The sequence below is a fragment of the Streptococcus infantis genome, assembly GCF_047463175.1.
GTDB classification, from domain to species: Bacteria; Bacillota; Bacilli; order Lactobacillales; family Streptococcaceae; genus Streptococcus; species Streptococcus infantis_AC.
On the sequence record NZ_JASHEJ010000002.1, the window covers coordinates 361,070 to 387,864 of the forward strand.

The following is a 26,795-nucleotide window of genomic DNA, read 5'->3' on the forward strand; positions in this document are numbered from 1 at the left end:
ACTAATTTTTATGCTATTCGTCAACCAATCTTCTCAGTTGATATGGCAAATAAAGAAATTGCAAGACAAAACTTGCTCCCACAAGAACTAAAACAAGGATTTTTTCCTCGAAAACAAGCAATCCTATGAGACTTTCCAAGATCAAGACAAAGATTCCAATCGCTCTCAAAATTTCCTTCAAGCCTTTCTCTTTTTGCCCCTTACCTACTGGAAATAATTGCGTCAAATATTGATAGTCAAAGGCATGATAGAGGGCTAGAAGCTGGAATAACAAAAGATAATTGAATAAAATTACAATTGCGACTGCAATCCAAGATTGCTCAATGAAGATGAGAGCGGTCAAAGATAGGATTATGAGTCGGAGACTAAGAGCGAATAAATCTCCATTTCTAAGATAGGAGCGGAGATAAAGATTCTGCCAGATTTTTCCCGGTACTTTCTGAACTCCCTTAAGGATAAAGTCCAGATAAACTCGGCGTTTAACACTATTTGAAATTCCCTTAACCTGGGTAAAGAGGGCAAAGAATCGAAGCAAGAACTGCTTACGTTTACTTTCTTGTGCAATGACATAATCCCAGTCAAGCCCATCTCCAAGGAAAAAGTTGCCAGACTTTTGGCGAAAAATCACGTATTTTACTATCCCTAAGACAAGGAGATAGACTCCAAAAACTGGCAAACCAAGACCCATAGCTAAGAATAAAGGCGCAAACAGGAGCAAAAAGAGAGTCTGTACACTGACCCAAAAGATGAAGGAAACTAGACTTTGCTTCTGGATGTGTTCTCTCACTTCTTCTTCAGCTACTAAGAGAAAGAGCTTATCAGGCGCTTCCACATAGGTTGCTATTCCTCCCCAAAGTAAGAGTAAAACAGAGACAATCCCAATTAAACCTAGGATTGGTAAATGATTTTCAGGAAAATGCTGGAGCAGTTGACTATACTGATAGGCTAGAAAACCTACTAAGACCAATAAAAACAAGACAAAGTGATCATTGAGCACATAACGTAGATAACCGATACACTCTTTACGAAAAGCCTGCTTTCGCTTTAGAAACAAGTCTTTCATCTGTCCTCCTCTTTGGTCAAAGCCAAATAGATATCATTGAGACTTGCTTCTGGCATGGCAAAAGCTTGTCTCAGCTCTTCAAGATCCCCTTTAGCTCTGACTTGACCTTTGTGGAGAATGACAAAAGAATCACACATTTTTTCAGCAGAGTCAAGAACGTGGGTACTCATGAGGATAGACTTGCCTTTTTTCTTTTCAAGATCCAAAAGCTGAATCAAGTCCGAAATCGCCAGAGGATCAAGACCAAGGAAAGGTTCATCGACGATAAAGAGACTCGGATCCACAACAAAGGCACAGATAATCATGACCTTCTGCTTCATCCCTTTCGAAAAATGAACAGGGAACCAATCTAATTTCTGATCTAAACGGAACATTTTTAAAAGAGGTTCTACACGTTCAAAAGCTAGGTTTTGCTCAATACCATAGGCCATGGCAACCGTCTCGATATGTTCTCTTAGAGTCAATTCCTCGTACAAACTAGGAGTTTCAGGAATGTAACCAATCTGCTGACGATATTCTCGCGGATTGGCACCTAAGGTTAGCCCGTCGATGTTTATTTCTCCACTATAAGGTGTCAAAAGTCCAATAATTTCATTGATAGTCGTTGATTTTCCAGCACCATTGAGACCGATCAAACCGACCAACTGTCCACTCTCGACTGTAAAGGACACGTCTTTCAAGACAGGGACATGAACATAGCCCCCTGTCAGATTTTTAATTTCTAACATATTTTCTCCAAATCTGGTATAATGTAGCTATATTATATCAAAATTCAATACAGTAGAGGTAGATTTTATGTCAGATTGCATTTTTTGTAAAATTATCGCTGGGGAGATTCCCGCATCAAAGGTTTACGAAGATGATCAAGTTCTTGCCTTCCTTGATATCTCACAAGTAACACCTGGTCACACCTTGGTCGTACCAAAAGAACACTACCGCAATCTTTTAGAAATGGATGCTACTAGTGCTAGCCAACTGTTCGCCCAAGTACCCAAGGTTGCTCAAAAAGTCATGAAAGCTACCAAAGCTGAAGGTATGAATATCATCGCCAACTGCGAAGAAGTTGCTGGACAAACCGTTTTCCATACCCATGTCCACCTTGTCCCTCGCTATAGTGCAGATGACGATCTCAAGATTGACTTTATCGCACATGAACCAGACTTCGACAAACTTGCCCAAGTCGCTGAAACGATCAAAAACGCTTAAGGAGTCACTATGAAACTATCAAATTTACTACTTTTTGCAGGTTCTGCAGTCGGTTCATACCTCCTCGTTAAGAACCGCCATGCTATCACTGAAGAGGTTCTAGATACAACTGATCGTGTTGAAGCCATTAAGGATGACTTGGATATCATCCAAGATAGCCTGCAAATTATCGACCAACAAAAAGAACTCATCAAGGAATATCAAAAAGATTTGACCTATAAGTTTAAAGTCTTGGAAAAAGACATCCAAACGAGACTTGCTGTACTAAAAGAATTGCAGGAAACTGAAGAAAACTAAGGGAAACTCCAATTTTCCTTAGTTCCCCTTTAAATCCATTTTGGGTTATCAGATCTTAATAGACAAGGGAGGGCATGAAAATGAAACAGTTTTTTAAAGTTTTGACGCGGATCATCCTGATTATTTGTGGTGGCCTCTGCCTTCTTGTAGCCCTAGCATTTCTAATACTGGCCAATCTGTTCAAGGCCTCAACGAGTGACATCCGAGAAGGAAATGAAGCCTTAAAACAAATTTTTATCTCCCTTGACCTGCCTCCTGAAAAAGTAGAATCAAATGGAAGCTATCAATTCGAGGGTGGAGGCTTAGATTTTTATGTGACTTTCTCTGATGATGTTGTCAATAGCCACCCAGTCCTAAAAGAAAGTCCTAACCTGACTAAAAATCGACTCAAGGTCTATGTTCTACAGGCAGGTGATATTTCCTACCATTCAGTAGAGGACAACTTATTCAATCATGGTTTATCCCAATTTTTAGAGAAGGAAGGCGAGAAGTATTTCCGAGCAAACGGAAAAAAATCACATTCTTCTTACACAATTCTAACTTTGAATGATCCGGAAAGCATGAAAAAGGGGATTGCATTCTATGAAAAAGCTTTGACCTTGGTGGATATTCACGATAATTCGGCAATTAAGCACATTGATACCGTCACCATTAAAACTGGCAAGGAAGCGGAATTCAAGCACCTCATCCAGGAGATGGATGAGGCTGGCTTACTCACTCAAAAATATCAATAACAGACCAGTCTTAGAATGATTTCTCCCATGCTAAAATCCCTAGAGATTGCACGAAAAAGAGCCCTCGGGCTCTTTTTACTTTATGCTTTATTCTCCTTCAAAGGCATCCTTAATATGGTCAAAGAAGCCTTTTTTCTTTGGATTTACTTTTAAATCACCTGCAGCTGCGAATTCTTTCAAGGCTGCTTTTTGGCGGTCATTCAAAGCTGTTGGGGTAACAACATTGACAGTGACGTATTGGTCACCAAGGGCACCACCACGAAGGCTAGGCGCACCTTTACCACGTAGGCGGAATCGTTTTCCAGTCTGAGTTCCTTCTGGAATGACTAATTCTACATCACCATGAACTGTAGGGATGTCTACTGTATCACCAAGTGCTGCTTGAACAAAATTGAGGTTCAAATTATAGAAGATAGTAGTTCCTTCACGTTCAAATTTATCACTTGCTTCCACCGAAACTACTACATACAAGTCACCATAAGGGCCTCCATTAAAGCCAGCTTCACCTTGACCAGCTAGGCGGATTTGTTGACCTGTTTCCACACCAGCAGGGATTTTTACGTGTACGCTATGGGCTTGTTTTTCATGACCAGTTCCATGACAGGTTGTACATGGGTCTTTGATTTCTTGACCACGGCCATGACAGACATCACAGGTTACTTGGCGACGCATCATACCGAGCGGTGTTTGAGTATCAACATTGATCACACCTGAACCATGACAGCGTCCACAAGTAACTGGACTTGTTCCAGGTTTAGCACCAGACCCGTTACAAGTACGACAGCTTGCTTCACGATTGTATTTGACTTCTTTTTCAGTACCAAAGATGGCTTCTTCAAAAGTCAAATTGACGCGATATTGGAGGTCATCCCCTTGACGAGGTGCGTTTGGATTGCGAGAAGAACCGCCTCCGCCGAAAAAACTTGAGAAGATATCTTCAAAGCCACCAAAGCCTCCTGCACCATCGAAGCCACCGAAACCGCCTGCACCACCAAAGCCACCATTGGCACCAGCAGCACCATATTGGTCGTAAGCAGCACGTTTTTGTTCGTCACTCAAAGTCTCATAAGCTTCTTGAACTTCCTTGTACTTTTCCTCAGCACCAGGCTCCTTGTTGATATCTGGGTGATATTTTTTAGATAATTTCCGATAGGCTTTCTTGATTTCATCCTGAGATGCATTCTTTGAAACGCCCAAACGGTCATAAAATTCAGTATTGTTCATTTAAGATACCAAGACCGTAAAATTCGACTGAAAAATAGGAAATCTGACGCAGGAGCGATGCTCCTAGACAGATTTATCTTTTTTCCGAGAATTTAGGTCGGGTTCAATTCCTTTCTTTCATATTGAGTAAGAAACTTCAGAGCTCGAGTTCAATTCCCCGAACACTCTTTGTTCCTTTCTTTTATATTGAATTAGAATTTATGGAACCCGTGTTCAGTTACGAACACTCTTTGTTCCTTTCTATAATTTTCATGTAAATCTTTAGAGGCTGTTTTCTATACTTCGCTTCACTTGATCAAACTCTTGGTCCGATAGAGTAAATATCAAATCCTCTTCTGAGTAGTCGTTTCGTTCTTTAAAATAGTTGTCCGTATTAGCTGCCAAGCCTAAACTTAGAATCACTTTTCTTGCAAACTCTTGATGGGCAAAACCGATAGCCGTAATGATCTGTTTATCTTGCACAAGAACTTTCGGTTGGAAATTCTCACGTGGAAGAAATTCAAAATAGTCAAAGAAGTTTTGCCAAATTCCACCTGTATATTTCGTGTCCTTCAACAGACCTGCTTTTGCTAATAAAAGAGGCGCTGAAGAAATAGCTGCAATGATGATATCTTGCTCACCAAGGTCCTTCAAGAACGAAATCAATTTCTCATCCTGTAAGGCAGGCCCTATGTTGACCATTCCTGGCAAAATCACGCAAGAATACTCTTCAATACGGATTTGATCTAGTGTTTTCGTTGGTTGACAGGGTAAGCCATCCTCAGAGACCACCATCGAATGATCTGAAGCAGCATAATCAATCGTAACATCAAAAGACAGAGCTAAAGTACTCGTTAAAGCAGTTATCTCATAAAGAGAAAAATTAGGATAAATGATACAAAGTACTTTTTTCATACGCAACATCCTCTATTTTACCGAAAAACAGAGGCTGGGTTGCAACCTCTGGATTTCTTCTTATCATTTGCTAGTTAGGCGTTTAGGCAAGTCGCCATAGCGAGTACTCATTCTTAACGACCTCGCTCCCCCGATTTTCAAGCTCGGGATAAAATAGTCCACTGGACTATTTTATTTTTCCGTAAACTCTCCGTCTACGACGTCATCGCCTGCGTTTCCTGTTGCTTGTGCGCCTTCTGCTCCTGCTTGAGCTTGTTGAGCTGCTGCAGCTTGTTCGTAGAGTTTCACAGCAAGTCCTTGAGCTTTTTCGTTCAAGGCTTCAAGTTTTGCTTTCATTTCGTCCAAGTTGTTATCTTCTTGGGCTTTCTTAAGCTCATCAAGGGCAGCTTGTGCAGCATCACGTTCTGCATCGAAGCCTTTGCCTTCAGTTTCTTTGATTGTCTTTTCAGTCGCAAAGATAGCTTGGTCTACTTCGTTACGAAGGTCAACTTCTTCCTTACGTTTCTTATCTGCTTCAGCGTTAGCTTCTGCATCTTTCATCATGCGGTCGATTTCTTCGTCTGTCAAACCTGAGTTCGATTGGATAACAATTGTTTGTTCTTTTTGAGTTCCAAGATCTTTGGCCTTAACAGATACGATACCGTTCTTATCGATGTCGAATGTTACTTCGATTTGTGGGATACCACGAGGTGCAGCTGGGATATCAGTCAATTGGAAACGTCCAAGAGTCTTGTTATCTGCTGCCATTGGGCGTTCACCTTGAAGAACGTGGATATCAACGGCTGGTTGGTTGTCTGCTGCTGTTGAGAAGACTTGTGATTTAGATGTTGGGATTGTTGTGTTACGGTCGATGAGTTTTGTAAAGACACCACCCATTGTTTCGATACCAAGTGACAATGGTGTTACGTCAAGAAGGACAACGTCTTTGACATCACCAGTGATAACACCACCTTGGATCGCAGCACCCATGGCAACTACTTCGTCAGGGTTCACTGATTTGTTTGGTTCTTTACCAGTTTCAACCTTAACAGCTTCTACAACGGCAGGGATACGAGTTGAACCACCGACAAGGATAACTTCGTCAATGTCTGACAGGCTCAAACCTGCATCTGAAAGGGCTTGGCGAACTGGAGTTTTTGTACGTTCTACAAGGTCACGAGTCAAATCGTCGAATTTAGCACGAGTCAAGGTCATTTCCAAGTGAAGAGGTCCAGCTTCACCAGCAGTGATAAATGGCAAGCTGATTTGTGTTGAAGTGACACCAGAAAGGTCTTTCTTAGCTTTTTCAGCTGCATCTTTCAAACGTTGAAGAGCCATCTTGTCGTTTGACAAGTCGATGCCGTTTTCTTTCTTGAATTCTGCTACCAAGTGGTCGATGATTTTTTGGTCAAAGTCGTCACCACCGAGTTTGTTATCCCCTGCAGTTGCCAATACATCGAAGACACCATCACCTAATTCAAGGATAGATACGTCAAATGTACCACCACCAAGGTCGAATACCAAGATTTTTTCTTCTTTGTCAGTCTTATCCAAACCGTAAGCAAGGGCTGCTGCAGTTGGTTCGTTGACGATACGTTCTACTTCAAGACCAGCGATTTTACCAGCGTCTTTAGTTGCTTGACGTTGAGCATCGTTGAAGTAAGCTGGAACTGTGATAACAGCCTTAGTTACTTTTTCACCAAGGTAGTCTTCAGCGTAACCTTTCAAGTATTGAAGGATCATAGCTGAGATTTCTTGTGGAGTGTATTCTTTACCGTTAGCAGAAACTTTTTCAGAAGTACCCATCTTAGATTTGATAGAGATAACTGTATCTGGATTTGTTACTGCTTGACGTTTTGCAGCGTCACCAACGATGATTTCACCGTTTTTGAATGAAACTACAGATGGAGTTGTGCGGTTACCTTCTGGGTTTGCGATGATTTTTGATTCAGTTCCTTCAAGAACTGCTACTGCTGAGTTTGTTGTACCTAAGTCAATACCGATAATTTTAGACATGTGTTTTTCTCCTTAAATTTTATATTCTTTTTTCTTTTTGATACTCTTCTTAAGTGGCAACGCCGTCAGAGCTTGACTTCGTCAATCTCTTTGACTAAACTTTGAGCCTCAGGTCTCAAAGTTTACGAAAATACCGCCACGGCGAAGAGTATCGCCTTTGGTTCGCTACGCTCACTATTGGTAAAGCCGAACCGTTTCTTATCTTTCTTTCATAGTTTAGTGTCGTTTCGGACAAGGTTTTTAAGTTCTCTAGCCTAGCTGAACACGCCCTAAGCTCTGGGTAAAAAAGATAGATTTCCTTGTGTTCATCAAACACTTCGTCAATCTCCTATTTTTACTGTGAGCTTTTTACGGGCTTTGTATCCTAGTTGTAGACAACTACCATGGCTGGGCGCAGGATGCGGTCATGGAGTTTGTAGCCTTTTTGGAAGACTTGTGCGATGGTGTCTGCTGGATGTTCGTCATCTGCAGGCAAGGTTTGGATGGCCATGTGGTAGTTATGGTCAAATTCTCCATCTGCCGGAATTTCTTCAATTCCTTCTTCTTTCAGAGCATGTACCAAACTTTCTTGGACCATTTCCAAGCCCTTCTTCACATCATCTGTCAACCCTTCAACAGCAAGAGCACGTTCTAGGTTGTCAAGTGATGGTAAGATCGCTTTTGCCAAATCTTGGCTACGGTATTTTTGTAATTGTTGACGTTCTTCATTGGCACGGCGCTGAATGTTTTGCATTTCTGCGTGGGCACGAAGATATTTGTTTTCAAACTCCTCGGCACGTTCATTAGCTAAGTCCAATTCAGACTTCTCAGGAGTTGTTTCTTCAGCTGTTTCCACAACTTCCTCTTCTTTTATTTCTTCATTTTTTATATCTTGGGCCATTTTCGCCTCCTTTAATGATTTCAATCTTATACTCAATGAAAATCAAAGAGCAAACTAGGAAACTAGCCGCAGGCTGTACTTGAGTACGGCAAGGCGACGTTGACGTGGTTTGAATTTGATTTTTGAAGAGTATTAATTCACTTCATAGTGATTGCTACTGAGATAGCGGTAAAAATCCGTCAACTTCATAGTCAAAACTCGATTGACAACATTAAGTTGATTAACCAATTGTTGATAATCCAGATTTATCGGACCTATAATCGCAAGAATTCCAAACCCACGATAGGGAATCAGGAACTTACTGCTAATTACTGCTAAGTCAGCAAGACAAGATTCTTGGCTATCCGCAACTCGGACACTTTGCATCTGGTCGCCAATCAGATTCTCTCGAATTTCCAAAGCCACCTTTTGTGGATGATCAAAGAATTGATATGCCGCTAAATTAGCGAAATTCAAAAGATTGACTTTACCAGAAACCACGATATTTTCATTGAACATTTCTTTGAAGATATGCTCAACAAGATCCATAACGTTATCCGTTGTTGTGAAGTAACGTTGGATAATTTGTGGAATCTCTGTCCGAATCTTGTAGTGAATATCCAAAACAGTCTGATCCAGGAAACGTTCTTGAATCATGGTCTTGAGGCGATTTAAATCCTCCTGCAAGAAATTTCTCGGAATCAAAAACTGACTGGTAACTGTTCTAGACTCATCAAGCGTAAAAACAGCAAGAGCTGTATGTTGCCCGAGGACAACAATATCAAAAGCTGTCAGCTTCTGCCTACTTGGTTCTACATCCAGCGCTACAACCGTACAACCACTCAAGTCTGACAAGATTTTCGTTGCCTCTTGAAGGATATCCTCAAGTTTGAAGAACTCCTGATCAAAAGCTTTTACAATATCATAAACTTGATTCTCAGCTAAACGGTCAAAGGATAAAGAGTGTTTGACATAGTATTGAAATCCAGCCACACTCGGCATCCGACCACTGGAAGTATGAGCCTTTTCAAGCAAACCTTGCTTTTCTAGAGCTGCCATATCATTTCGAATGGTAGCGCTACTAGAGTTGATAGACTCTTGCAAGGCCTTAGATCCAACAGGTTCGTGCGTTTTGGTAAAGATGTCAATAATCAGATTTAAAATATTCTGCTGACGTTCCGTAACCATCTCGTCACTCCTCTCTGATAGATCTTTTTAGCACTCGAGACATCCAAGTGCTAACTTATGATTCTATTATACACCCTTAAAAGAGAATGTCAAGACAAAAACTCAAAAAATTAGCACTCTTTTATCAAGAGTGCTAAAAATCAGTCTGAGGACCTAGAAACTATTGTCAATCAAGCAGATATTTTCGTTTAAGTCTGTAAAAACTATAGATTAGATAAGTAATCATGAGAGCATATAGGGCAAAAATAATGAAGAAAGACTGAGAGAGACTTTCACGAAACAGGCTCATACAAACAACTAGACCGCCAGAGATAGAAACTGTAGCTGTACGAAGTCCAGATTTCACACCATCCCATCTAAGACGATTATCCATGAAAAATCGATCATTTAAATCTACATCACAAGTTGCTTTTCGAAAAACAGTATAAGAACAATTTTCCACAAATTCCCATCCTCTATCCTTAATACTTTGTAAATCTACATCATTTTTTCTAAGGTAGCTAGTATTCCACACACAGTAAATCACATCATCTGGTCGGCATTGTTCAAAATAGAAAAAACCAAAACGATTCGATTTAAATTTCCAACCTTTCAAATGCATCTCATGCAAATAATCTTCTACCTTATCCAAATCAAAAATGGTAAACATTCGAAATTGTACTTTGCTATTCATTGTCTAACCTCCAAAATGGTTTTATTTATCAGATAATTCTTTCCACTTTTGAAACAATCTCCAAAAAATATAAGAAATCTGAATCGCAAAAACTATCAATAAAGTACCGTCTATGCTAACAATCAAAAACATTCCCCAACTGAAAGAACCTCTTCCACTGAGTAACTTTGAAAAAACAGGCAGAAGCACTGAAAAGAGAAGCAAAATAGGAAGCATCCGCATCATTAAAATGCGCTTGACCATAGCTAACTTCCCGGCCGCGTCGTTATAAATTTCAAACTCGGCATCCGATTCAATTTGAGAATAAGGTTTTCTAAAATAGGAAAAACCATTAAATCCTGTAATATGCTCCCAGCCACAATCTTTAAACAGTTGTAAATAGGAAGCTCTCTCTGACTTTTTCATAGGATAAAAGTCCAATTGATAAACCACCTGCTCCGGTTGGCACTTTTCAAAAGTATACTTAACCGCAACTACTAAGTTAGAGTAACTTACTTCCTTAAGTTTCCAGCCCTGAGCATGCATTTCTCTGAGATAGAGAGCCTCTCTATCATAATCCGCAATGGTACAAATCCTATAAACAACTTTCTTTTCCATCAAAGCTCCTCCCGACTGTTTCTGTAGAGTCGTTCAATACGTTTCAACTCAATCTCTAAAACTTTTCGACCCAAGTCTGTTATCTGATAGATTTTACGTTTTTCCTCTTCTCGGACAAAGGAAACCAAGCCATCCTTTTCCATCTTTGACAGAGTTCCATACATAGTTCCAGGACTAATTGATACTTGCGATTCTGTCATCTCTTTGACCTTTTGTGTAATACCATAGCCATGATTTTCCTTCTGCAGACAGAATAGAATATAAAAACCCGTTTCAGTCATGGGAAGGTAAACCCGCCTAATCTTATCTGTTAATTCCATTTAAGCAAACCCCCTATGTAGTTCGATGTATCGCACTTCGTCATATAAAATATATCACACCTCGATATAAATTGCAAGAAAAAAAGATTGTCCGAGAGGACAATCTTTCTGATTTATCATTAGTAAAGATCTAGGTAGTTGTCAATTTCCCATTGTGAAACGAAGGTTGCGTAGCTTGCCCACTCGATGCGTTTAGCTTCAAGGAAGCTAGTGTAGATATGTTCACCAAGAGCAGCCTTAACGACTTCGTCTTCTGTCAAAGCCTTCAAAGCGTTGTGAAGAGTTGATGGAAGGTCAGTAATCCCAGCCTCTTTACGCTCTTCTGCAGTCATAATGTAGATATTTTCTTCGATTGGTGCTGGTGCTTCAATTTTGTTTTCAATACCATTCAAACCGACTTCCAAAAGAACAGCCATAGCAATATAAGGGTTTGCCATTGGATCCACTGAGCGCAACTCCAAACGCGTTCCCATTCCGCGTGAAGCTGGTACGCGGACAAGCGGTGAACGGTTACGGCCAGCCCAAGCGATGTAAACAGGGGCTTCGTAGCCTGGAACCAAACGTTTGTATGAGTTAACGGTTGGGTTCATAATAGCTGTATAGTTGTAGGCATGTTTGATCAAACCACCAAGGAAGTAGTAAGCAGTTTCTGATAACTGCATTCCTTTGGGATCATTTGGATCAAAGAAGGCATTATTTCCATCAGCATCAAACAAGGACATATTGCAGTGCATACCTGAACCAGCGATACCAAACTTTGGTTTAGCCATAAAGGTTGCATAGAGACCATGTTTACGGGCAATTGTTTTTACAACAAGTTTAAAGATTTGAATCTTATCACAAGCACGGAGAACTTCATCGTACTTAAAGTCAATCTCATGTTGACCTACGGCAACTTCGTGGTGGCTTGCTTCTACTTCAAATCCCATTTTGGTCAAGACGTTAACGATCTCACGACGAGTGTTATCGGCAAGGTCTGTAGGCGCCAAATCAAAGTAACCACCCTTGTCATTTACCTCAAGAGTTGGATCACCATTCTCATCCAGTTTAAATAGGAAGAATTCTGGTTCAGGACCAAGGTTGAAAGACTTGAATCCAACTTCTTCCATGTGATGAAGAGCACGTTTGAGGTTTCCACGAGGGTCTCCTGCAAAAGGTTTTCCTTCTGTCGTATAAACATCACAAATCAATCCCGCGACACTACCATTTTCATCTCCCCAAGGAAAGACTGTCCAGGTATCCAAGTCAGGGTATAGATACATATCTGATTCATTGATACGTACAAATCCCTCAATAGAAGATCCATCAAACATAGCCTTGTTTGACAAGACCTTGTCTAGTTGTTCATCTGTAGCAGGAATTTCGACGTTTTTCATAGTTCCCAAAATATCTGAGAACATGAGGCGGATAAAAGTTACATTTTTTTCCTTAACTTCACGACGAATATCTGCAGCTGTGATTGGCATGGTTTTTCTCCTTATATATGACGACTAGCGGTTGCCTAACCGCGACCAAAAGGTGATTGTTGAGAAGCAAAGCGACTTTGTTTGAGAACCTCATTCCGAAGCGCCCGACGCACTTCAGTTTGACTGACTGGTTTTTTAGATTTCGCCTCACGTTCAGCATATTTTTTCTTGATGGCAGCAATGTTAAGACCTTCAGAGATATAGTCCTTAATCTCCAACAAGCGATCCATGTCATTCAAAGAATACATCCGGCGATTGCCTTCGTTGCGGTCAGGCTTAATCAATTCCTGGTCCTCATAGTAACGAATTTGGCGCGCCGAAAGATCGGTTAGCTTCATAACACTACCAATAGGGAAAACTGCCATATTGCGGCGAAATTCTTTTTCCTTCATGTACACTTCCTTCTTTCTGTCTATTATAGTCTAAAAAAAATCAATCGTCAATTGTTTATGTCATATTTTATGACATTATTTTATTTTTTCAGCAAAATACTCCGTAAACGATCAATATCGTAATTTACAAGAATTGCTACAAAAACACCCATAAAAGTTTCGAAAACCCGGGCAAACACGTACAAAACAGTTTCGCCATTTGGAATTGATAGGGTAATAATCAACATAGCTGCAACTCCACCGATGACTCCCGACTTATTATTCATGGCGACATTTGTCATAATGGTTAACATGGTACAAATCGGAACAACCAGGAGAGTTACCCAGAAGGCGCCATGGAAAAAATTATTTAGGAGGAAGAAAATCAGAGCATAAAAACCACCGATACTATTCCCTAAAATACGAGATGTCCCAAAATGGACACTCTTATCAAAGTCTTCTCTCAAACTAAACACTGCTGTTAGAGCTCCGATTTGAAGTCCCTTCCAACCAAAAAAACCAAAAATCATGAGAACTAGAAAAACAGCGATTCCTGTTTTAAACGTTCGCATCCCTAACTTAAACTTCGATTTGTCAAATGTATATTTTTTAAAATAACTCATAATCTCATCTTTCTTTTTTCCATTTTACCATATTTTTACTTTTTTGAGAAAAGGATTCAAAAATAGAAAAAGAGAAGGGAAAAATCCTTCTCTTTTTCTATGATTTATCATTCTATTTTTAGAACAAGTACATAATAGCTAACGTTAGAAGACTAGCGAGTAAACCGACTCCCCAGAAGAAGAAATCGACCTTCCACTCACTCCAAGCTTGACCTTTACCTGAAAAGCCCCCCAATTCAAAATGGTGGTGAACTGGTGTCATACGGAAGATGCGTTTCCCTCCACTCAACTTAAAGTAGCTAACTTGCATCATGACAGATGTCGTTTCAAAAACATAGACTATACCAATCAAGAGTAGCGTCCATTCTTGGTGTAGCGCCATGGAAATAGCAGCTAACATCCCTCCCAAGGCAAGACTACCAACATCTCCCATAAATACCTTGGCAGGCTTGTGATTAAAGACAAAGAAACCAAGAAGGCCACCAATCACAGCTATAATCACTAGCAAGATATCCAGCTGGTTTTGTACATAAGCAATGACGCCATAAGTAGATAGGCTGATTACAACTGAGATACTTGCTAAGCCATCAATCCCGTCAGTCAAGTTAACAGCATTTGAAAAACCGACTAGCCAAAAGAGAGCAAAAAGGATGTAAAGAACGCCTAAGTGTAAAGGATAACCAAATACATTTAAGATATCTCCTCCTCTTTCATAAAAGAAATAGAAAATAACCCCTCCGACCAACTGAAGCAAGAGTTTTTGTTTAGGATTGAGTCCTTCATTGATTTTACGGAAAACCTTGAGGAAATCATCTAAGAAACCGACCAAACCATATAAGACTAGGATAAAGAGGATCATTCCAACATTATTGGTTAGTTGATTGGTCAAAAGAGCAAGAACTAAACTAACTAAAACACTTGTTATAAGGAAGACGATTCCTCCCATTGTCGGTGTCCCAGCTTTAGCCTGATGTTGTTTCACATCCTCATGCATCTGCTGACCGGTAATTTGTGCTTTATGATAAAAACGGATAAATGCTGGAATACCTACTACTGTAAAAACAAAAGTAAGGATTCCAGAAAAGATAGAAACTAGCATCCTAATCTCCTAATGTTATTTTTATTTTCTGTATATTTTTTAAAGCTGTATTGGCACGAACACTTTGTTTTTTAACAGTTTGTCCTGAACCTTCAAATTCTACTTCGATATCCAGCCATTTTGCAAAGGTTTCAACATTTTTCTTAGACCAACCATACAAATCAGGCATCTCTTCTACCTTATCAGAGAGTAACAAGATTTGCTCATTAGCATCTAGATTGGTCCCTTTTGATACTGAACTTTCTTTGATTTTTGTCCCTGAACCGATAACAATCGGTTGAACAAGGTTGCGTCGCAGTTCTTCCGCTAAATCTCCAGGGCTATAGTCTGTTGTCTCAGGCATAGCATAGTTGGTTGTAGTTGATACCTGGTCCAAACTCTTAGCAGTTGATTGAAGATTTAAAATATCTTTCATGGCAGAAGCTCGTTCAAGAATAGGATTAGCAAACTCTCCAAACCAAGGGTTAGAAAAGTGTTCTGGCTGTTGAACTGTTACGTAAAGAATAAAATCAGGATTTTCAGAAGGATGCATGGTTACTACAGAAAAGATATAATTGGTTTTCCCAACTAAATATCCTCCGTTTTGCTCATCGGCAATTTGAGCTGTTCCAGATTTTACAGAAACAGTCTGACCAGGTACAGTAACGATTGGTTTACCGGTAAGTTTATTGTACATTGTACCATAAACAGGATCTGTACCAACCAAAATCATATTTTCTCGAGTCAGACTAGCCGCTTCTTTAGAAACAGGATTCCCTACAACCTCCCTCTGCGATTTACGAACAGTCTGATCATTTGGATCATAGAGGGCACTAATAAACTTCGGCTCTAGCATGACCCCATCATTAGCGATTGCTGTAAAGGCACGAAGCATCTGGGTCTGAGTAACAGAAATCCCTTGACCAAAAGAACTCATGGCAATACTAACGATATTGTCTTCAGGCAATTGTCCGGCATATTCATCACTCATCCCAAAACGAGTAGGAACACCAAATTTGAAACGACTGAGATAGTCTAACCAAGTGGCATCCCCCATTTTTTGCTGGAGCAAGGTCATACCGACATTACTCGAGTGATCAAAACCTTGTGAGTATGTCATTATACTTCCAGCTGATAAGCCGTCATTAACATCCCAGTCCCTGATAGTCGCATCAGCAACCTTTAATTCGCTACTATTAAAGTATTCTCCACCAGGGAAGGTGTTGTTATCTATAGCTGCTGCTAAGGTCATGACCTTCATGGTTGAACCTGGTTCATAGTTACTTTGGTAAAGGATATCACGCCAGACAAAGTCCTCTGTAATCCCTTCTTTGGTATCAGCATCAAAGGTTGGTCTTTGAGTTGTAGCGAGAATCTCTCCCGTCTTGGCACTAACCAAGGTCGCAGTCATATACTTGCCTTTTAGTTTTTCTTGGAAGGCATCCATTTGACTTTCCATAAAGGACTGCAAAGGACTAGATAGGGTCGTATAGACATCTTTCCCGTTTACAGTCTGTCGGGTAACTTGCTCCGTACCTGGAACAATATTTCCTAAGCGGTCTTTTTCATAGGTAATGATACCATCTGTACCTGCTAACAAGCTATTCAAGGAACTTTCGACACCAGACGTCCCAATGAGACTCTTTGAACCATCCTCATTTTCATGCAACTGCGCTAGTCCGATGAAAGATGAAGCAAATTTCCCGTTAGGATAGCTTCGATTTGGGCTTGTTGTAAAATCAATTCCCTCAACCTTAGCTGTTTCCAAATCCTTTTTTATGGACATCATGTTGGCATAGGTAATACCATTTCCCTTTACCCCAAAGGAAACTTGCTTAAGATTAGGTTGAGAAAGTTGTTCCTTGACGTAGGACTCATCCATATCTAGATATTTATGGAAGACTTCTGCAACCTTGCTATACTGAGACTCCTCTACATAGAGAATTTTCCCATTTGCAGATTTATATTCCTTATCGATAATCGCATAAACGTTGTAGGATGTTGCATCTTCTGCGATTGGTGTACCATTACGGTCATAGATAGTTCCTCGTTTTGCAGGAACTGTCCGAGTTGTTTGGTGGACCTTGCTTGCTTCCTTAACTAGGTCAACACCAAATTTTGAGCCTGTACCAATAATTACCGCAAAGTTAACCAAAAAAACAGCAAAGAGAAAGACGGCCAGAAGGCTCAAATTCTTTCCCACTAATCTGCGGTTTTCTGCTGGAGATTTACGATTTTTAATGGCAAAGCGTATGATTCTTTCTTTCCAGTTTTTCATTTACTACTCCGCCGATCGGATATTTTCATTATTCAATTGCAACTCTTGAGAATTTGCAATTCCGGTCAAACGTTCTGATCGGATTAATTCATTAACTTCTTGTTTGGCATCATCTAGCTCTGTCTTTTTTTCTTCAATTTGTGCATTGACTCTTGTCAAATCACTCTGGACCTGAAAAAGTTTTGTCTGCATATAGACTACACTAATTGCTAAGACAAGAGCTGTGATGGCAATTGAAAGGTAAAAGGCCTTTTCAACACGTGAAAATTGTTTAATACGAGCTTGTAGCAATTGGCTCGTTGTTCCTCTTGTTTCTGCCATTGTTTCCTCTTACTTGTGAATTTTTCTTGCCACTCGAAGCTTGGCTGAGTGGGAACGATTATTGGCTTCCAACTCTTCCTTGCTTGGCAAGATTGGTTTACGAGATACTAATTCCATCTTTGGCTTGAGATCGTCTGGAATAAAAGGCAAACCTTTAGGCACTTCAACTGTGGAAGCTTCCTTAAATAACTGTTTAGTCAAACGGTCTTCAAGCGAATGGAAGGTGATGACTGAAATTCTTCCGTCTAGAGCTAGAAGTTCAATCGCCTGCTGGATTGATTCATCTGCAGCACCTAACTCATCATTGACTTCGATACGGATAGCTTGGAAAATTTGTTTGGCTGGGTGACCTTTTTTCTTGAGCTCCTTAGCCGGTTTGGCAGATTTGATAATCTCTGCCAACTCAGTCGTTGTCTCGATCGGTTTAAGCTCACGCGCCTGTTCAATTTTTCGAGCAATCTGTTTGGAAAACTTGTCTTCTCCATATTTGAAAAAGATTCGTACCAAATCATGATAGTCGTAGTGATTAACGACTTCATAAGCGGTCAAACTAGCTTCCTGATTCATGCGCATATCCAGTGGTGCATCCTTCTTATAGGAAAAACCACGTTCACGCTGATCCAACTGCGGGCTTGACACACCTAAATCATAACAAATTCCATCAATTTCAGTCACACCTAAGTCATGTAAGCGGTCCTTCAAATGACGGAAATTATCCTTGATGAAGGTGACCATCCCCTTTTCGATATAGGGAGCCAAACGTTTTTGCGCATTATCAATGGCATTCTGGTCTTGGTCAAAGGCATAGAGATGCCCTTTCTCACTTAACTTACTTAATAAATACTCGCTGTGTCCTGCTCCTCCCAAGGTCGCATCAACGTAAATACCATCAGGTTTTACATCTAGCATATCAATGGTCTCATGGAGCATGACCGTTACATGATGAAATTCTTTTGTCATATCTTATCTATTTTACCACAAATCCGACTAGCTTGCACCCACTAAAACCAAAACATTCCATTGCTACTTTATTCCTTGTATCCAAGAGGTTTCTCAGCTACTTGGGCTAGCGCTGAGTCTTCTTCTAGATTTAAGTGTCGATGAACTGCCTCTGCCACTGCTCTTGGTATACCAACTGCAACAATTTCGTCCACGCTAGCTTCCTTGATTTTTGTCAGAGATTTGAAATACTTCATCAAATTCTGCTTGCGTTTGGGGCCTAAGCCTTCAATTCCATCCAATTGAGAGGAGAAGGAATTTTTAGAACGAAGTTGACGGTGGAATGTAATGGCAAAGCGGTGCACCTCATCCTGAATGCGTTGCAAGAGGAAAAATTCCTGAGAATTGCGAGACAACTCTACCACCTCAAGCGGATCTCCAAAAAGTAATTCATGGGTTTGGTGCTTGTCATTCTTTTGAAGTCCTGCGATGGGAATGTCTAAGCCCAACTCTTCTTGAATAACCTGCTTAGCAATGTTAACCTGTCCCTGACCACCATCGATAACGATTAGATCTGGCGGTGTCAAACCGTCACGCTGGACCCGTCCATAACGTCTACGAATAACCTCTCGCATACTTGCATAGTCATCTGGTCCGACCACAGTCTTGATTTTATACTTGCGGTAATCCTTCTTACTCGGTTTTCCGTTGACAAAAACAACCATAGCAGAGACTGGACTAGTCCCCATAATATTAGAGTTGTCAAAAGACTCGATACGGACTGGAGTTGGAATTTGTAGAAGTCGCCCAAGATTTTCAATAGCTCCTTGAGTCTTTTCAACTGATTTTTCCAACAGATTAAACTTCTGCTCTAAACTAACACGAGCGTTTTTGATAGCCAGATTAACCAGTTGCTTCTTCTCCCCTCGTTGGGGTTTGAGAATTTTGGTATCCACCAAGGCCTTAACGGCTTCTTCATCAATATCCTGAGGAATCAAAATCTCATTGGGAACCAGATGAGATTTTTCTTGATAAAACTGTCCTACATAGGTCAAGAAATCCTCGTCTGGATCGTTGTAGTAAGGGAAGAGATTGACATCGCGTTCAATCAATTTACCCTGACGGACAAAGAAAACCTGGACACACATCCAACCCTTATCCACGTAGTAACCAAATACATCCCGGTTCTGCAAATCCTTGGCCATGACCCGCTGTTTGGTCCGCAGAGTCCCAATGGCCTGAATCAAATCACGGTATTCCGCTGCACGTTCAAACTCCATACTTTGGACCGCCACAGCCATCTTCTCCTTAAGTTCATCAATGATTTTATCGTCTTGTCCCTTGAGAAAATCAGAGACTTCTTGCGCCATAGATTTGAAATAGGCTTCATCCTTTTGACAAACCGTATGAGCCATACACTGGCCGATATGGTAATAAAAACAAACCTTGGAAGGAGGATTGGTACACTTACGAAATGGGAAAATCCGATCCAATAGCCGTTTGATTTCATTAGCCGCACCAACGTCTGGATAAGGACCAAAGTATAATCCCCCATCCTTCTTGACCTGACGGGTGATAATCAAGCGAGGATAGCGCTCATTGGTGATTTTGATGAAAGGGTAGGACTTATCATCCTTGAGCATAATATTGTACTTAGGCTTGTTTTCCTTGATGAGATTAATCTCTAAAAGAAGGGCCTCAATATTAGACTCCGTGACAATAAACTCAAAATCCACAACCTCAGATACCAGGGCTTCTGTCTTGGTATCATGGCTCCCACGGAAGTAGGACCGCACCCGATTGCGCAGATTTTTAGCCTTTCCTACATAAATGATAGTGCCGTTTTTATCTTTGTGAATGTAACAACCAGGGCTAGTCGGCAAGAGCTCTAGTTTTGATTTAATCAAGTTATCCATAGTTCCATTATAGCAAAAAGCTCCCCTCATTGCTTACATCAGGGAGCTCTATTTTTCGTTTGAAAATCACTTATTCTCCAGACTCATAAAGTTCTTGAACTGCTTGAACATCTTGAGCCTGAATACCATAATAAGAACCTGCTGGCTGCATCACTGAAACTTCATTAGTATGCTCCAAACCAATCGCATGACCTAGTTCATGCTCTGCTGTATGCAAAATGCGAGCATCGCTATAGCCATAGTTTGGATTGGATAAATAATAATGATTCAAGCGAACGGTCACTGAAATGAATTGTTTGGTTAGGATATTTGTCTGACTTTCCGCCTCACCTGCTACAGCTGTCGAACCATCATTCATTTCGGTAGCGAAAATATCGGCCTGGTCCGCTTCTGTTACAAGCTCAAAGTTAAAAGCCCCTGTCTGGTTCCAGTTAGCAATAGCTTCAAGGTAGGCTTTTTGGAAAGTGGCATCCATTTGAGGATCAATATAGATAGTTGCTTGCGCCTTTGACCATTTTGCTCCTGAATCTTGATGATGATCTGTCTGAGACAAACCTTGCAACTTGCCAGTTTCTTGCCATTGCTGCCAACCTGCTTGGCCGACTTGAACCACTTTGCTAACTTGATTTAAAGTAGCAGGTAAATTACCTGTCACATACCAGAGAATCCCAAAAGTGATGAGAATTAAGAAGATAAGCGTCCATACAAGGCGCCAAAATATACGCAAAATCCCTAGTAAAAACCGACATAACACACGAATAATCCAGCCCATAATTGCCCACCTTTCTAAAAAAATAAGAATCCACCTTTAAGCCATGGATTCCCATTCTAAAGATAGATTCTTAATTCTACTAAAACAAACTGAAAGAATGCTAAAATTAAGACAAACGTTCTTCCAAAACAAAATCGATTGGCAAGGTAGTTAAAAAACGTTCCAATTGCTTTTCCCAATAATACCACTCATGGGTTCCTGCACTATGGCTATAGGTCACATCGAAACCAAGTTTCTTAAGATTTTTAACTGCTAGATTATTGGCAGAATAGAGATAATCTTGTTCGCCACACCAAACCCAGAGTTTGGTCTCCTTGTCTGACTTTTTGGCAAGGGTCTCAAGCGAGTAAGGGCTATTCACCCAATCATTAACTTTGCCAAAAACACCTCGCCAGTAGGCACGCGTTCCTAAATCTTGACTCTCAGGAGAAAACTCCTCGAAGCTAAGCGCCCCAGAAAAGCTAGCGGCATGGGAGAAACGGTCAGTTGACAGTGCTAACTTAAAGGAACCGTAGCCACCCATTGATAAACCAGCAATGAAGGTTTTATCTCGCTCGTTGGTCATATTGGGGAAGAAGCGTTTGAGCACCTTAGGCAATTCTTCTGCTAGAGCTGTGTAATAGTTATAGCCATATTGAGTATCTGTATACCAGCCATTGTTTGTATTTGGCATGACAACAATCAGATTAGTCCCTCGCAACAAGCGCTCTACATTGGTCCGCTTGAGCCAACTGTTGTGGTTCCCTGACATTCCATGAAGGAGATAGAGAACTGGAATATCTTTACTGTTTGGATCTGTCACCCGAGATGCATCAGGATAGAGAACATTTACTCCCCACTCCATATCTAAAACTTCTGAGTAATACTCAATCTTCATTACTGCCATAACTTGCTCCTTATTCGTTTGAGATAAGAAAAAGCCGAAACTCGACTTTCTCTCTTGCTATTTAATCCTTATTTTGCTTCCATGACTACTGGTAAAATGGCTGGACGACGTTTCGTTTGTTCAAAAAGGAATTTAGCCAAATTGTCACGAACCTTACCTTTAAGATCAGCCCAGTCAAAGTCCTCCCCTTGGAGATAGTCTTCAACTGTTTGGTTCACCAACTCTGTACTTTCGCGCAGAATATCTCGACTCTTCTTGAGGTAGACAAAGCCACGTGTATGCACTCGTGCTTTGGCAATGATTTTCTTCTCGCGACGGTTAACAGTGATAGCCACGATGAAAATACCATCTTCTGACAAGACCTTACGGTCACGAAGAACAACATTACCAACATCCCCAATGGCATTTCCGTCAATCAAGACATCACCTGCAGCAACTGCACCAGACGGGACAAAGTCCCCATGTTCATAAGACATGGTTGTGCCCTTTTTCGGGATAAAAATGCGTTCTGGCAACAACCCAACAGCCATAGCAGCCTTGGCATGAGCGTCCAACTCACGGTATTCACCCTGGATTGGGAAGAGATACTGAGGTTGCAAAAGATTAATCATCAATTGCAGATCACGCGCATTCCCATGTCCTGATACACGCAAGCTTTGAGTGATCGGTTTAACGACACCACCTGCTTGGTAGACCATATTTTCTACACGTGCCATAACAGCTTCTTTAGCGATTGATGGCGTTGTAACGATATAAACCAAGTCTCCATCCTTGATTTCAACATAGCGGTGACGACCGATTGACATTTTACGGAGTCCATTAATTGGTTCACCCATACGACCGGTTTCAAGGATGATTAACTCGTGGTCTTCAAAACGAGACATATCTTTAGGTTTAATCAAGAGACTTTCGTTAGCCAATGACAATTTTTTCAAGCGAATAGCTGTACGAACGATATTTTCAATATCAAATCCAGTCAAAACAACGCGACGTCCTGTCTCTACAGCAGCATCAAAGACTTGCTGAATGCGAGAAAGGTTACTTGCAACAGCAGCTACAATGATACGTCCATCCCAGTCAGAAATGGTTTGCGTAATTTCATCACCAACTTCACTTTCGCTGGCTACTTGAATATTACTGTCTGCGTTTGCTGAGTCGCTTAGAAGAGCTAAAACTCCTTCGCGACCAATTTCTGCTAAACGACCAAAGTCAGTCGCGTATGATTCGCTAGCCGTTTGGTCAAATTTGAAGTCCCCTGTATAAACGATACTTCCTTCAGATGTTTTCAAAACGACACCCAGACTCTCTGGGATAGAGTGAGTTGTGCGGAAGAAGGAAACCTCAATGCCACCAAAGTCGATTTCTGTATTTTCATCAATAACATGGAAATCATCGAATTTTTTAGCGCTATCATTCCCCTTAACAAAAAGCTTAGCAAGCTCAATTGTCAATTCTGAACCAAAAACAGGAACTTTCACTTCTGACAAAAGATAAGGAAGAGCTCCAATCGCATCCGCATGTCCGTGCGTTAAAAAGACACCTGCAATACGGTCGCTATTTTCAAACAGATATTCCATATTTGGAATAACGACATCGACACCCAACTGTTCATTTTCAGGATATTTCAAACCTGCATCTAAAACAAAGATAGAGTCGTTAATTTCTGCGATGTACATGTTTTTCCCGTTTTCACGAACACCACCCAAAGTTGTTAATTTAATATTGGTCATTTTCCCTCCGAAGCATTACTATAACGTGTTTGTAGAGTTTTCACAACTCTCTTTTTTTAAAAGTTCAATTTACTTTTATCCGAATCTTTTCCTCTCATTATACCATTTTTTTACTAATTTTCAAAATGAAGATAGGATTTTAGCTAGAGTTCATTCACCACTGATAAAGGAAGTTACTCAGAAATAAAAAAAGATTTAGAAATTCTAAATCTTTTTTTATTTTTAGTTTGGATAAATGTATCTTACAGTACCTTTTGAAGCTGTTGGATTAAACCATCCACGGTAATTTCCGATTGGTTGAGTACCACTACCATCATAGTTTGCTTCCAATACCTGGATAGAATTTTCACTTTGTACATCTGTCACATAAGCAACGTGTCCATATTCACCACCGTCCCAAACGGCGATTGCGCCTACTACAGGCACAGTTCCTGTCCTAAAACCTTGTGCACTAGCATAGATTGCCCAAGTGTTGGCATTTCCCCACCAGTTGCTAGCCCAAGGAGCCATTTCTTTCACGCCCCATGTACACTGACCAACAGGATATGAGTTTCCGTAGTTTGTAGGAGTATTTACGACAACATCAGCAGTTGCTACCCAATTCACAGTACTAGTTGCTTCATAAGCCGGAGCATTGTATGAATAGCTAGCTTGAGTTAGACCACTCACTTCTAGCACATCACCTGGGTGGATGGTGTCAAAAATGCTTTTTCCATTATTTGCCGCCAACACATAAGGATCCATACCACTTGCAGCAGCAATACCAAAAAATGAATCACCATCTTGAACAACGTAAGAGTCTGCGCTAACAGTCTGAGCACCAACTGTAGCCAAAATAGCTGTAGATGTTAAACCAAGAGTCAGTTTAGCAACTGTTTTTTTCATAACAATTTTCTCCTAAAATTTTATTGATAATTTTTAATTTTTATGTTGATAAGAGAATCATACCTGATTTACATGTCAGTTGTTTTAGATTTATGTTGTAGTCATGTTACAAATCTGTATACTTTTACTACATAAAGTTAAAAATCACTTACAAAAAGAGACTGAAATAGGTTACTTCAGCCTCTTTGTATTTATTTTTTCATCAAGAAATCATATATTTCCTGTACTGTACCTAGTGCCATCATTTCTTGGTCTTTAACAGTTTGCTTGAGATTTTGATAAATCTGACTTTCAGCAATATCCCGTTTAGCCGCATCTTTATTAACCCTCATCACACCATTTTCAATGGTGACAAAACCAAGTTCTTCAAAAATCTGAATCATTTTGACTAGCAAGATCTGTTCTATCTTCAAATAAGCTGATAAGTCCTTGAGCTTATAACGAATATCAAATTCCGGGAACTGGTAGATTGTCTTGTAAAGCTTAGCGAATTGCTCTCTTGTACCATAACCTGTCAAATAGTATGCTTTAGCGATATCATTTTTAAAGTAAATAGCAGAGAAATCCTGTTCTTGCAACACTTGTTTGAGAAGACTGAGATCCTCGGGAATATTTTTTACAACGATTGCTGGGCTAGAAAGCATTTCTGGCAAAGCACTGGTAAAATCTAGGACAGGTACTCCCTCTGGTATCTCTACACTCTTACTACGGATGTTAAAAAGTTGAACACCGTCCACACGGGCATCTACCATCATCAACTGGAGGGTTGTTTGCCCATTCCATTGGTTAACAGAAAGGGTAACTGCCAATTCCAGTTGTTTTACCTGAGAAAATTCTGTAGCCTTTGATCCTTGACCAAAAGCTACTACCTCAAAACTCGCGTTCCCTTTAGAAATCTTCAATTTCAGATGTCTATCGCTCGCTCCCATAGAACGAGCATTTTCAACTTGAAAATCTCGAATATAAAAAACAGGTTTTTGGTTATCCATTCCAAAAGGAGCTAATCGTTCAAAGCTTTTAACCGTCTCTAAACTTAGGCTTTCCAAATCTAATTCTTCATCTAGATATAATGTATTCTTGCCCTTGGCATCTATCCCTTTGTCTTTTACATAGGTTTCTAAAATTTCCGATAAGGCGTCTAGCTGTTCCACTTCAAGTGTCATACCTGCAGCGCCTGCATGCCCACCAAAGGCGATAAAAAGTTCCCGATGCGGATTCAAGGCTTCAAAGATATCGACTGCTTCAATACTTCGAGCACTCCCCTTGGCACGGCCATCTTCAATATTCAGAACAATAACTGTCTGTCCTAATTCTTCCAATAAGCGACCAGCTACAATCCCAAGCACTCCTGGATTCCAACCTTCTTTGGCTAAAACTTGAACACTTTTGTTAGGGTCTACCAAACTTCTAGCTTCTTCATAAATGGCTTGAACGATTTCCTTACGTTCTTCATTTTTATCTTGAATCATGAGGGCAATCTCACGCACCTCTTCATCATCAAAGCCAGTTAGTAAGTCAATAGCTGGATTGGGGTCATCCAAGCGTCCTAGCGCATTCAAACGAGGAGCTAGTTGAAAACCAACTGTCTCTTCTGTAAGGTCACTACTAGAAATCCCTGCAATTTCAAATAGTTCTTGGAGGCCTAGTCTTTGGGTATTGCGCAAAACTTCTAGACCATATTGAACCATAATACGATTTTCATCCGTCAAGCTGACCATATCGGCAATTGTCCCAATAGCAACCAAGTCTAGTAATTCAACCTGCACCTCTTCCAAGAGTGCACAAGCTAGTTTAAAAGCGACTCCACAACCCGCCAAATGTTTAAAAGGATAGTCTGATTCAGGATGCTCCGGATGAACGATTGCATGAGCATCTGGTAAGACCTCTGGTAGAGAATGGTGATCCGTTACAATAACATCTACTCCCATAGATTGAGCCAAGTCAATAGCTTCATGCCCTGCAACTCCATTATCTACGGTTACAATCAAGGATATCCCTTGTTGCTCAATGAAGTACTTGTAGACACTGGCATTAGGACCATAACCATCTGTAAAACGATTAGGAAGATAGACTAAACACTCGGCTCCTAATTGTTCTAATGTTTCTTTAAAGATAGAAGCTGATGTCATCCCATCTGCATCGTAGTCTCCATAAACGAGAATAAATTCACCCTGCTCTATAGCACGACGAATACGATTCACTGCCTTGTCCATATCGTGGAGAAGATAGGGATCGTGTAAATCATCTAGACTTGGTGCCAAAAAACGAGACAAACTATCTTCATCCTTAATACCACGGCTAAATAATAGACGAGCAGCTTCAGGCCCTAGCCCAGCTTTCTTGGCGATTTTTGTAAAATCCGCATCCTCAACTTGAGGTGCAAATTGCCAATTATAAGTCGGAATAATCAAAATTCATCCACTCTTTCTTACGATTCTATTCATTTATTATAACACGATTTTTAGTTTTTCTCTTGCTAA

General features: G+C 40.5%; 26 protein-coding genes. 3 read left to right on the top strand and 23 right to left on the bottom strand.

Annotated features, from left to right (window positions below; genetic code table 11):
* Positions 1-13 precede the first annotated feature (13 nt).
* Together QM859_RS05620 and QM859_RS05625 are read right to left on the bottom strand one after the other, a co-directional pair.
* Positions 14-1,063 (bottom strand): ABC transporter permease, encoded by a 1,050-nt coding sequence (locus tag QM859_RS05620; RefSeq protein ID WP_414262385.1) that lies wholly within the window; start codon positions 1,061-1,063, stop codon positions 14-16.
* Positions 1,060-1,791, bottom strand: a complete 732-nt coding sequence (locus tag QM859_RS05625; protein WP_049508263.1) for an ABC transporter ATP-binding protein — start codon at positions 1,789-1,791, stop codon at positions 1,060-1,062. Before QM859_RS05625 ends, QM859_RS05620 begins: the two co-directional genes overlap by 4 nt.
* 67 nt (positions 1,792-1,858) lie before the next feature.
* Here QM859_RS05625 and QM859_RS05630 point away from each other — a divergent pair, with 67 nt between their 5' ends.
* From QM859_RS05630 to QM859_RS05640, 3 genes are all read left to right on the top strand, one after another.
* A complete protein-coding gene (locus tag QM859_RS05630; RefSeq protein ID WP_414262386.1) occupies positions 1,859-2,269 on the top strand; it encodes an HIT family protein in 411 nt (136 codons plus the stop codon).
* A gap of 9 nt (positions 2,270-2,278) precedes the next feature.
* Entirely contained in the window at positions 2,279-2,566 is a 288-nt protein-coding gene (locus QM859_RS05635) for a hypothetical protein (RefSeq protein WP_414262387.1), read from the top strand.
* 80 nt (positions 2,567-2,646) lie between these two features.
* On the top strand, positions 2,647-3,300 hold the full coding sequence (locus tag QM859_RS05640; RefSeq protein ID WP_414262388.1) for a hypothetical protein: 654 nt from the start codon (positions 2,647-2,649) through the stop codon (positions 3,298-3,300).
* A gap of 87 nt (positions 3,301-3,387) precedes the next feature.
* On the opposite strand, the gene dnaJ is transcribed toward QM859_RS05640, so the two are convergent.
* From dnaJ to recJ, 21 genes are all read right to left on the bottom strand, one after another.
* Positions 3,388-4,524 (bottom strand): molecular chaperone DnaJ, encoded by a 1,137-nt coding sequence (gene dnaJ, locus QM859_RS05645; RefSeq protein WP_414262389.1) that lies wholly within the window; start codon positions 4,522-4,524, stop codon positions 3,388-3,390.
* 261 nt (positions 4,525-4,785) lie between these two features.
* Positions 4,786-5,418, bottom strand: coding sequence for a DJ-1/PfpI family protein (locus tag QM859_RS05650; RefSeq protein WP_414262390.1), 633 nt, complete (start codon positions 5,416-5,418; stop codon positions 4,786-4,788).
* A 171-nt stretch (positions 5,419-5,589) separates the two neighbouring features.
* Positions 5,590-7,413 (bottom strand): molecular chaperone DnaK, encoded by a 1,824-nt coding sequence (dnaK, locus tag QM859_RS05655; RefSeq protein WP_414262391.1) that lies wholly within the window; start codon positions 7,411-7,413, stop codon positions 5,590-5,592.
* A gap of 364 nt (positions 7,414-7,777) precedes the next feature.
* Positions 7,778-8,293: a nucleotide exchange factor GrpE gene (gene grpE, locus QM859_RS05660; RefSeq protein ID WP_414262392.1), complete on the bottom strand. Its 516-nt coding sequence runs from the start codon at positions 8,291-8,293 to the stop codon at positions 7,778-7,780.
* 132 nt (positions 8,294-8,425) lie between these two features.
* Entirely contained in the window at positions 8,426-9,460 is a 1,035-nt protein-coding gene (gene hrcA, locus QM859_RS05665) for a heat-inducible transcriptional repressor HrcA (protein ID WP_414262393.1), read from the bottom strand.
* 166 nt (positions 9,461-9,626) lie between these two features.
* Complete coding sequence (locus QM859_RS05670) at positions 9,627-10,133, bottom strand: DUF2812 domain-containing protein (RefSeq protein WP_414262394.1); 507 nt, start codon at positions 10,131-10,133, stop codon at positions 9,627-9,629.
* 21 nt (positions 10,134-10,154) lie between these two features.
* Positions 10,155-10,730, bottom strand: coding sequence for a DUF2812 domain-containing protein (locus QM859_RS05675; protein ID WP_414262395.1), 576 nt, complete (start codon positions 10,728-10,730; stop codon positions 10,155-10,157).
* A complete protein-coding gene (locus QM859_RS05680) occupies positions 10,730-11,050 on the bottom strand; it encodes a PadR family transcriptional regulator (protein ID WP_414262396.1) in 321 nt (106 codons plus the stop codon). Before QM859_RS05680 ends, QM859_RS05675 begins: the two co-directional genes overlap by 1 nt.
* A gap of 119 nt (positions 11,051-11,169) precedes the next feature.
* Complete coding sequence (glnA, locus tag QM859_RS05685) at positions 11,170-12,516, bottom strand: type I glutamate--ammonia ligase (RefSeq protein ID WP_414262397.1); 1,347 nt, start codon at positions 12,514-12,516, stop codon at positions 11,170-11,172.
* Between the two features lie 35 nt (positions 12,517-12,551).
* Positions 12,552-12,908: a transcriptional repressor GlnR gene (glnR, locus tag QM859_RS05690; protein ID WP_414262469.1), complete on the bottom strand. Its 357-nt coding sequence runs from the start codon at positions 12,906-12,908 to the stop codon at positions 12,552-12,554.
* An 80-nt stretch (positions 12,909-12,988) separates the two neighbouring features.
* The gene (locus QM859_RS05695) at positions 12,989-13,510 is read right to left on the bottom strand and encodes an FUSC family protein (RefSeq protein ID WP_016466804.1); all 522 of its coding nucleotides are present in this window, start codon (positions 13,508-13,510) and stop codon (positions 12,989-12,991) included.
* Positions 13,511-13,628: 118 nt separating this feature from the next.
* Complete coding sequence (gene mraY, locus QM859_RS05700) at positions 13,629-14,609, bottom strand: phospho-N-acetylmuramoyl-pentapeptide-transferase (protein WP_414262398.1); 981 nt, start codon at positions 14,607-14,609, stop codon at positions 13,629-13,631.
* Between the two features lies 1 nt (position 14,610).
* Positions 14,611-16,866, bottom strand: coding sequence for a penicillin-binding protein PBP2X (gene pbp2x, locus QM859_RS05705; RefSeq protein ID WP_414262399.1), 2,256 nt, complete (start codon positions 16,864-16,866; stop codon positions 14,611-14,613).
* A 3-nt stretch (positions 16,867-16,869) separates the two neighbouring features.
* Positions 16,870-17,187 (bottom strand): cell division protein FtsL, encoded by a 318-nt coding sequence (gene ftsL / locus QM859_RS05710; protein ID WP_235083757.1) that lies wholly within the window; start codon positions 17,185-17,187, stop codon positions 16,870-16,872.
* A 9-nt stretch (positions 17,188-17,196) separates the two neighbouring features.
* Positions 17,197-18,147: a 16S rRNA (cytosine(1402)-N(4))-methyltransferase RsmH gene (gene rsmH / locus QM859_RS05715; RefSeq protein ID WP_075230631.1), complete on the bottom strand. Its 951-nt coding sequence runs from the start codon at positions 18,145-18,147 to the stop codon at positions 17,197-17,199.
* A 68-nt stretch (positions 18,148-18,215) separates the two neighbouring features.
* Positions 18,216-20,042, bottom strand: a complete 1,827-nt coding sequence (gene uvrC, locus QM859_RS05720; protein ID WP_414262400.1) for an excinuclease ABC subunit UvrC — start codon at positions 20,040-20,042, stop codon at positions 18,216-18,218.
* A 70-nt stretch (positions 20,043-20,112) separates the two neighbouring features.
* The gene (locus tag QM859_RS05725) at positions 20,113-20,814 is read right to left on the bottom strand and encodes a matrixin family metalloprotease (RefSeq protein WP_254724547.1); all 702 of its coding nucleotides are present in this window, start codon (positions 20,812-20,814) and stop codon (positions 20,113-20,115) included.
* 106 nt (positions 20,815-20,920) lie between these two features.
* Positions 20,921-21,700 (bottom strand): alpha/beta hydrolase, encoded by a 780-nt coding sequence (locus tag QM859_RS05730; RefSeq protein ID WP_004251768.1) that lies wholly within the window; start codon positions 21,698-21,700, stop codon positions 20,921-20,923.
* Between the two features lie 68 nt (positions 21,701-21,768).
* Complete coding sequence (locus tag QM859_RS05735; protein WP_414262401.1) at positions 21,769-23,430, bottom strand: ribonuclease J; 1,662 nt, start codon at positions 23,428-23,430, stop codon at positions 21,769-21,771.
* Between the two features lie 222 nt (positions 23,431-23,652).
* The gene (locus QM859_RS05740) at positions 23,653-24,315 is read right to left on the bottom strand and encodes a COG3942 and LysM peptidoglycan-binding domain-containing protein (protein WP_414262402.1); all 663 of its coding nucleotides are present in this window, start codon (positions 24,313-24,315) and stop codon (positions 23,653-23,655) included.
* A 191-nt stretch (positions 24,316-24,506) separates the two neighbouring features.
* Complete coding sequence (gene recJ, locus QM859_RS05745; protein ID WP_254724549.1) at positions 24,507-26,726, bottom strand: single-stranded-DNA-specific exonuclease RecJ; 2,220 nt, start codon at positions 26,724-26,726, stop codon at positions 24,507-24,509.
* Between the last annotated feature and the right edge of the window lie 69 nt (positions 26,727-26,795).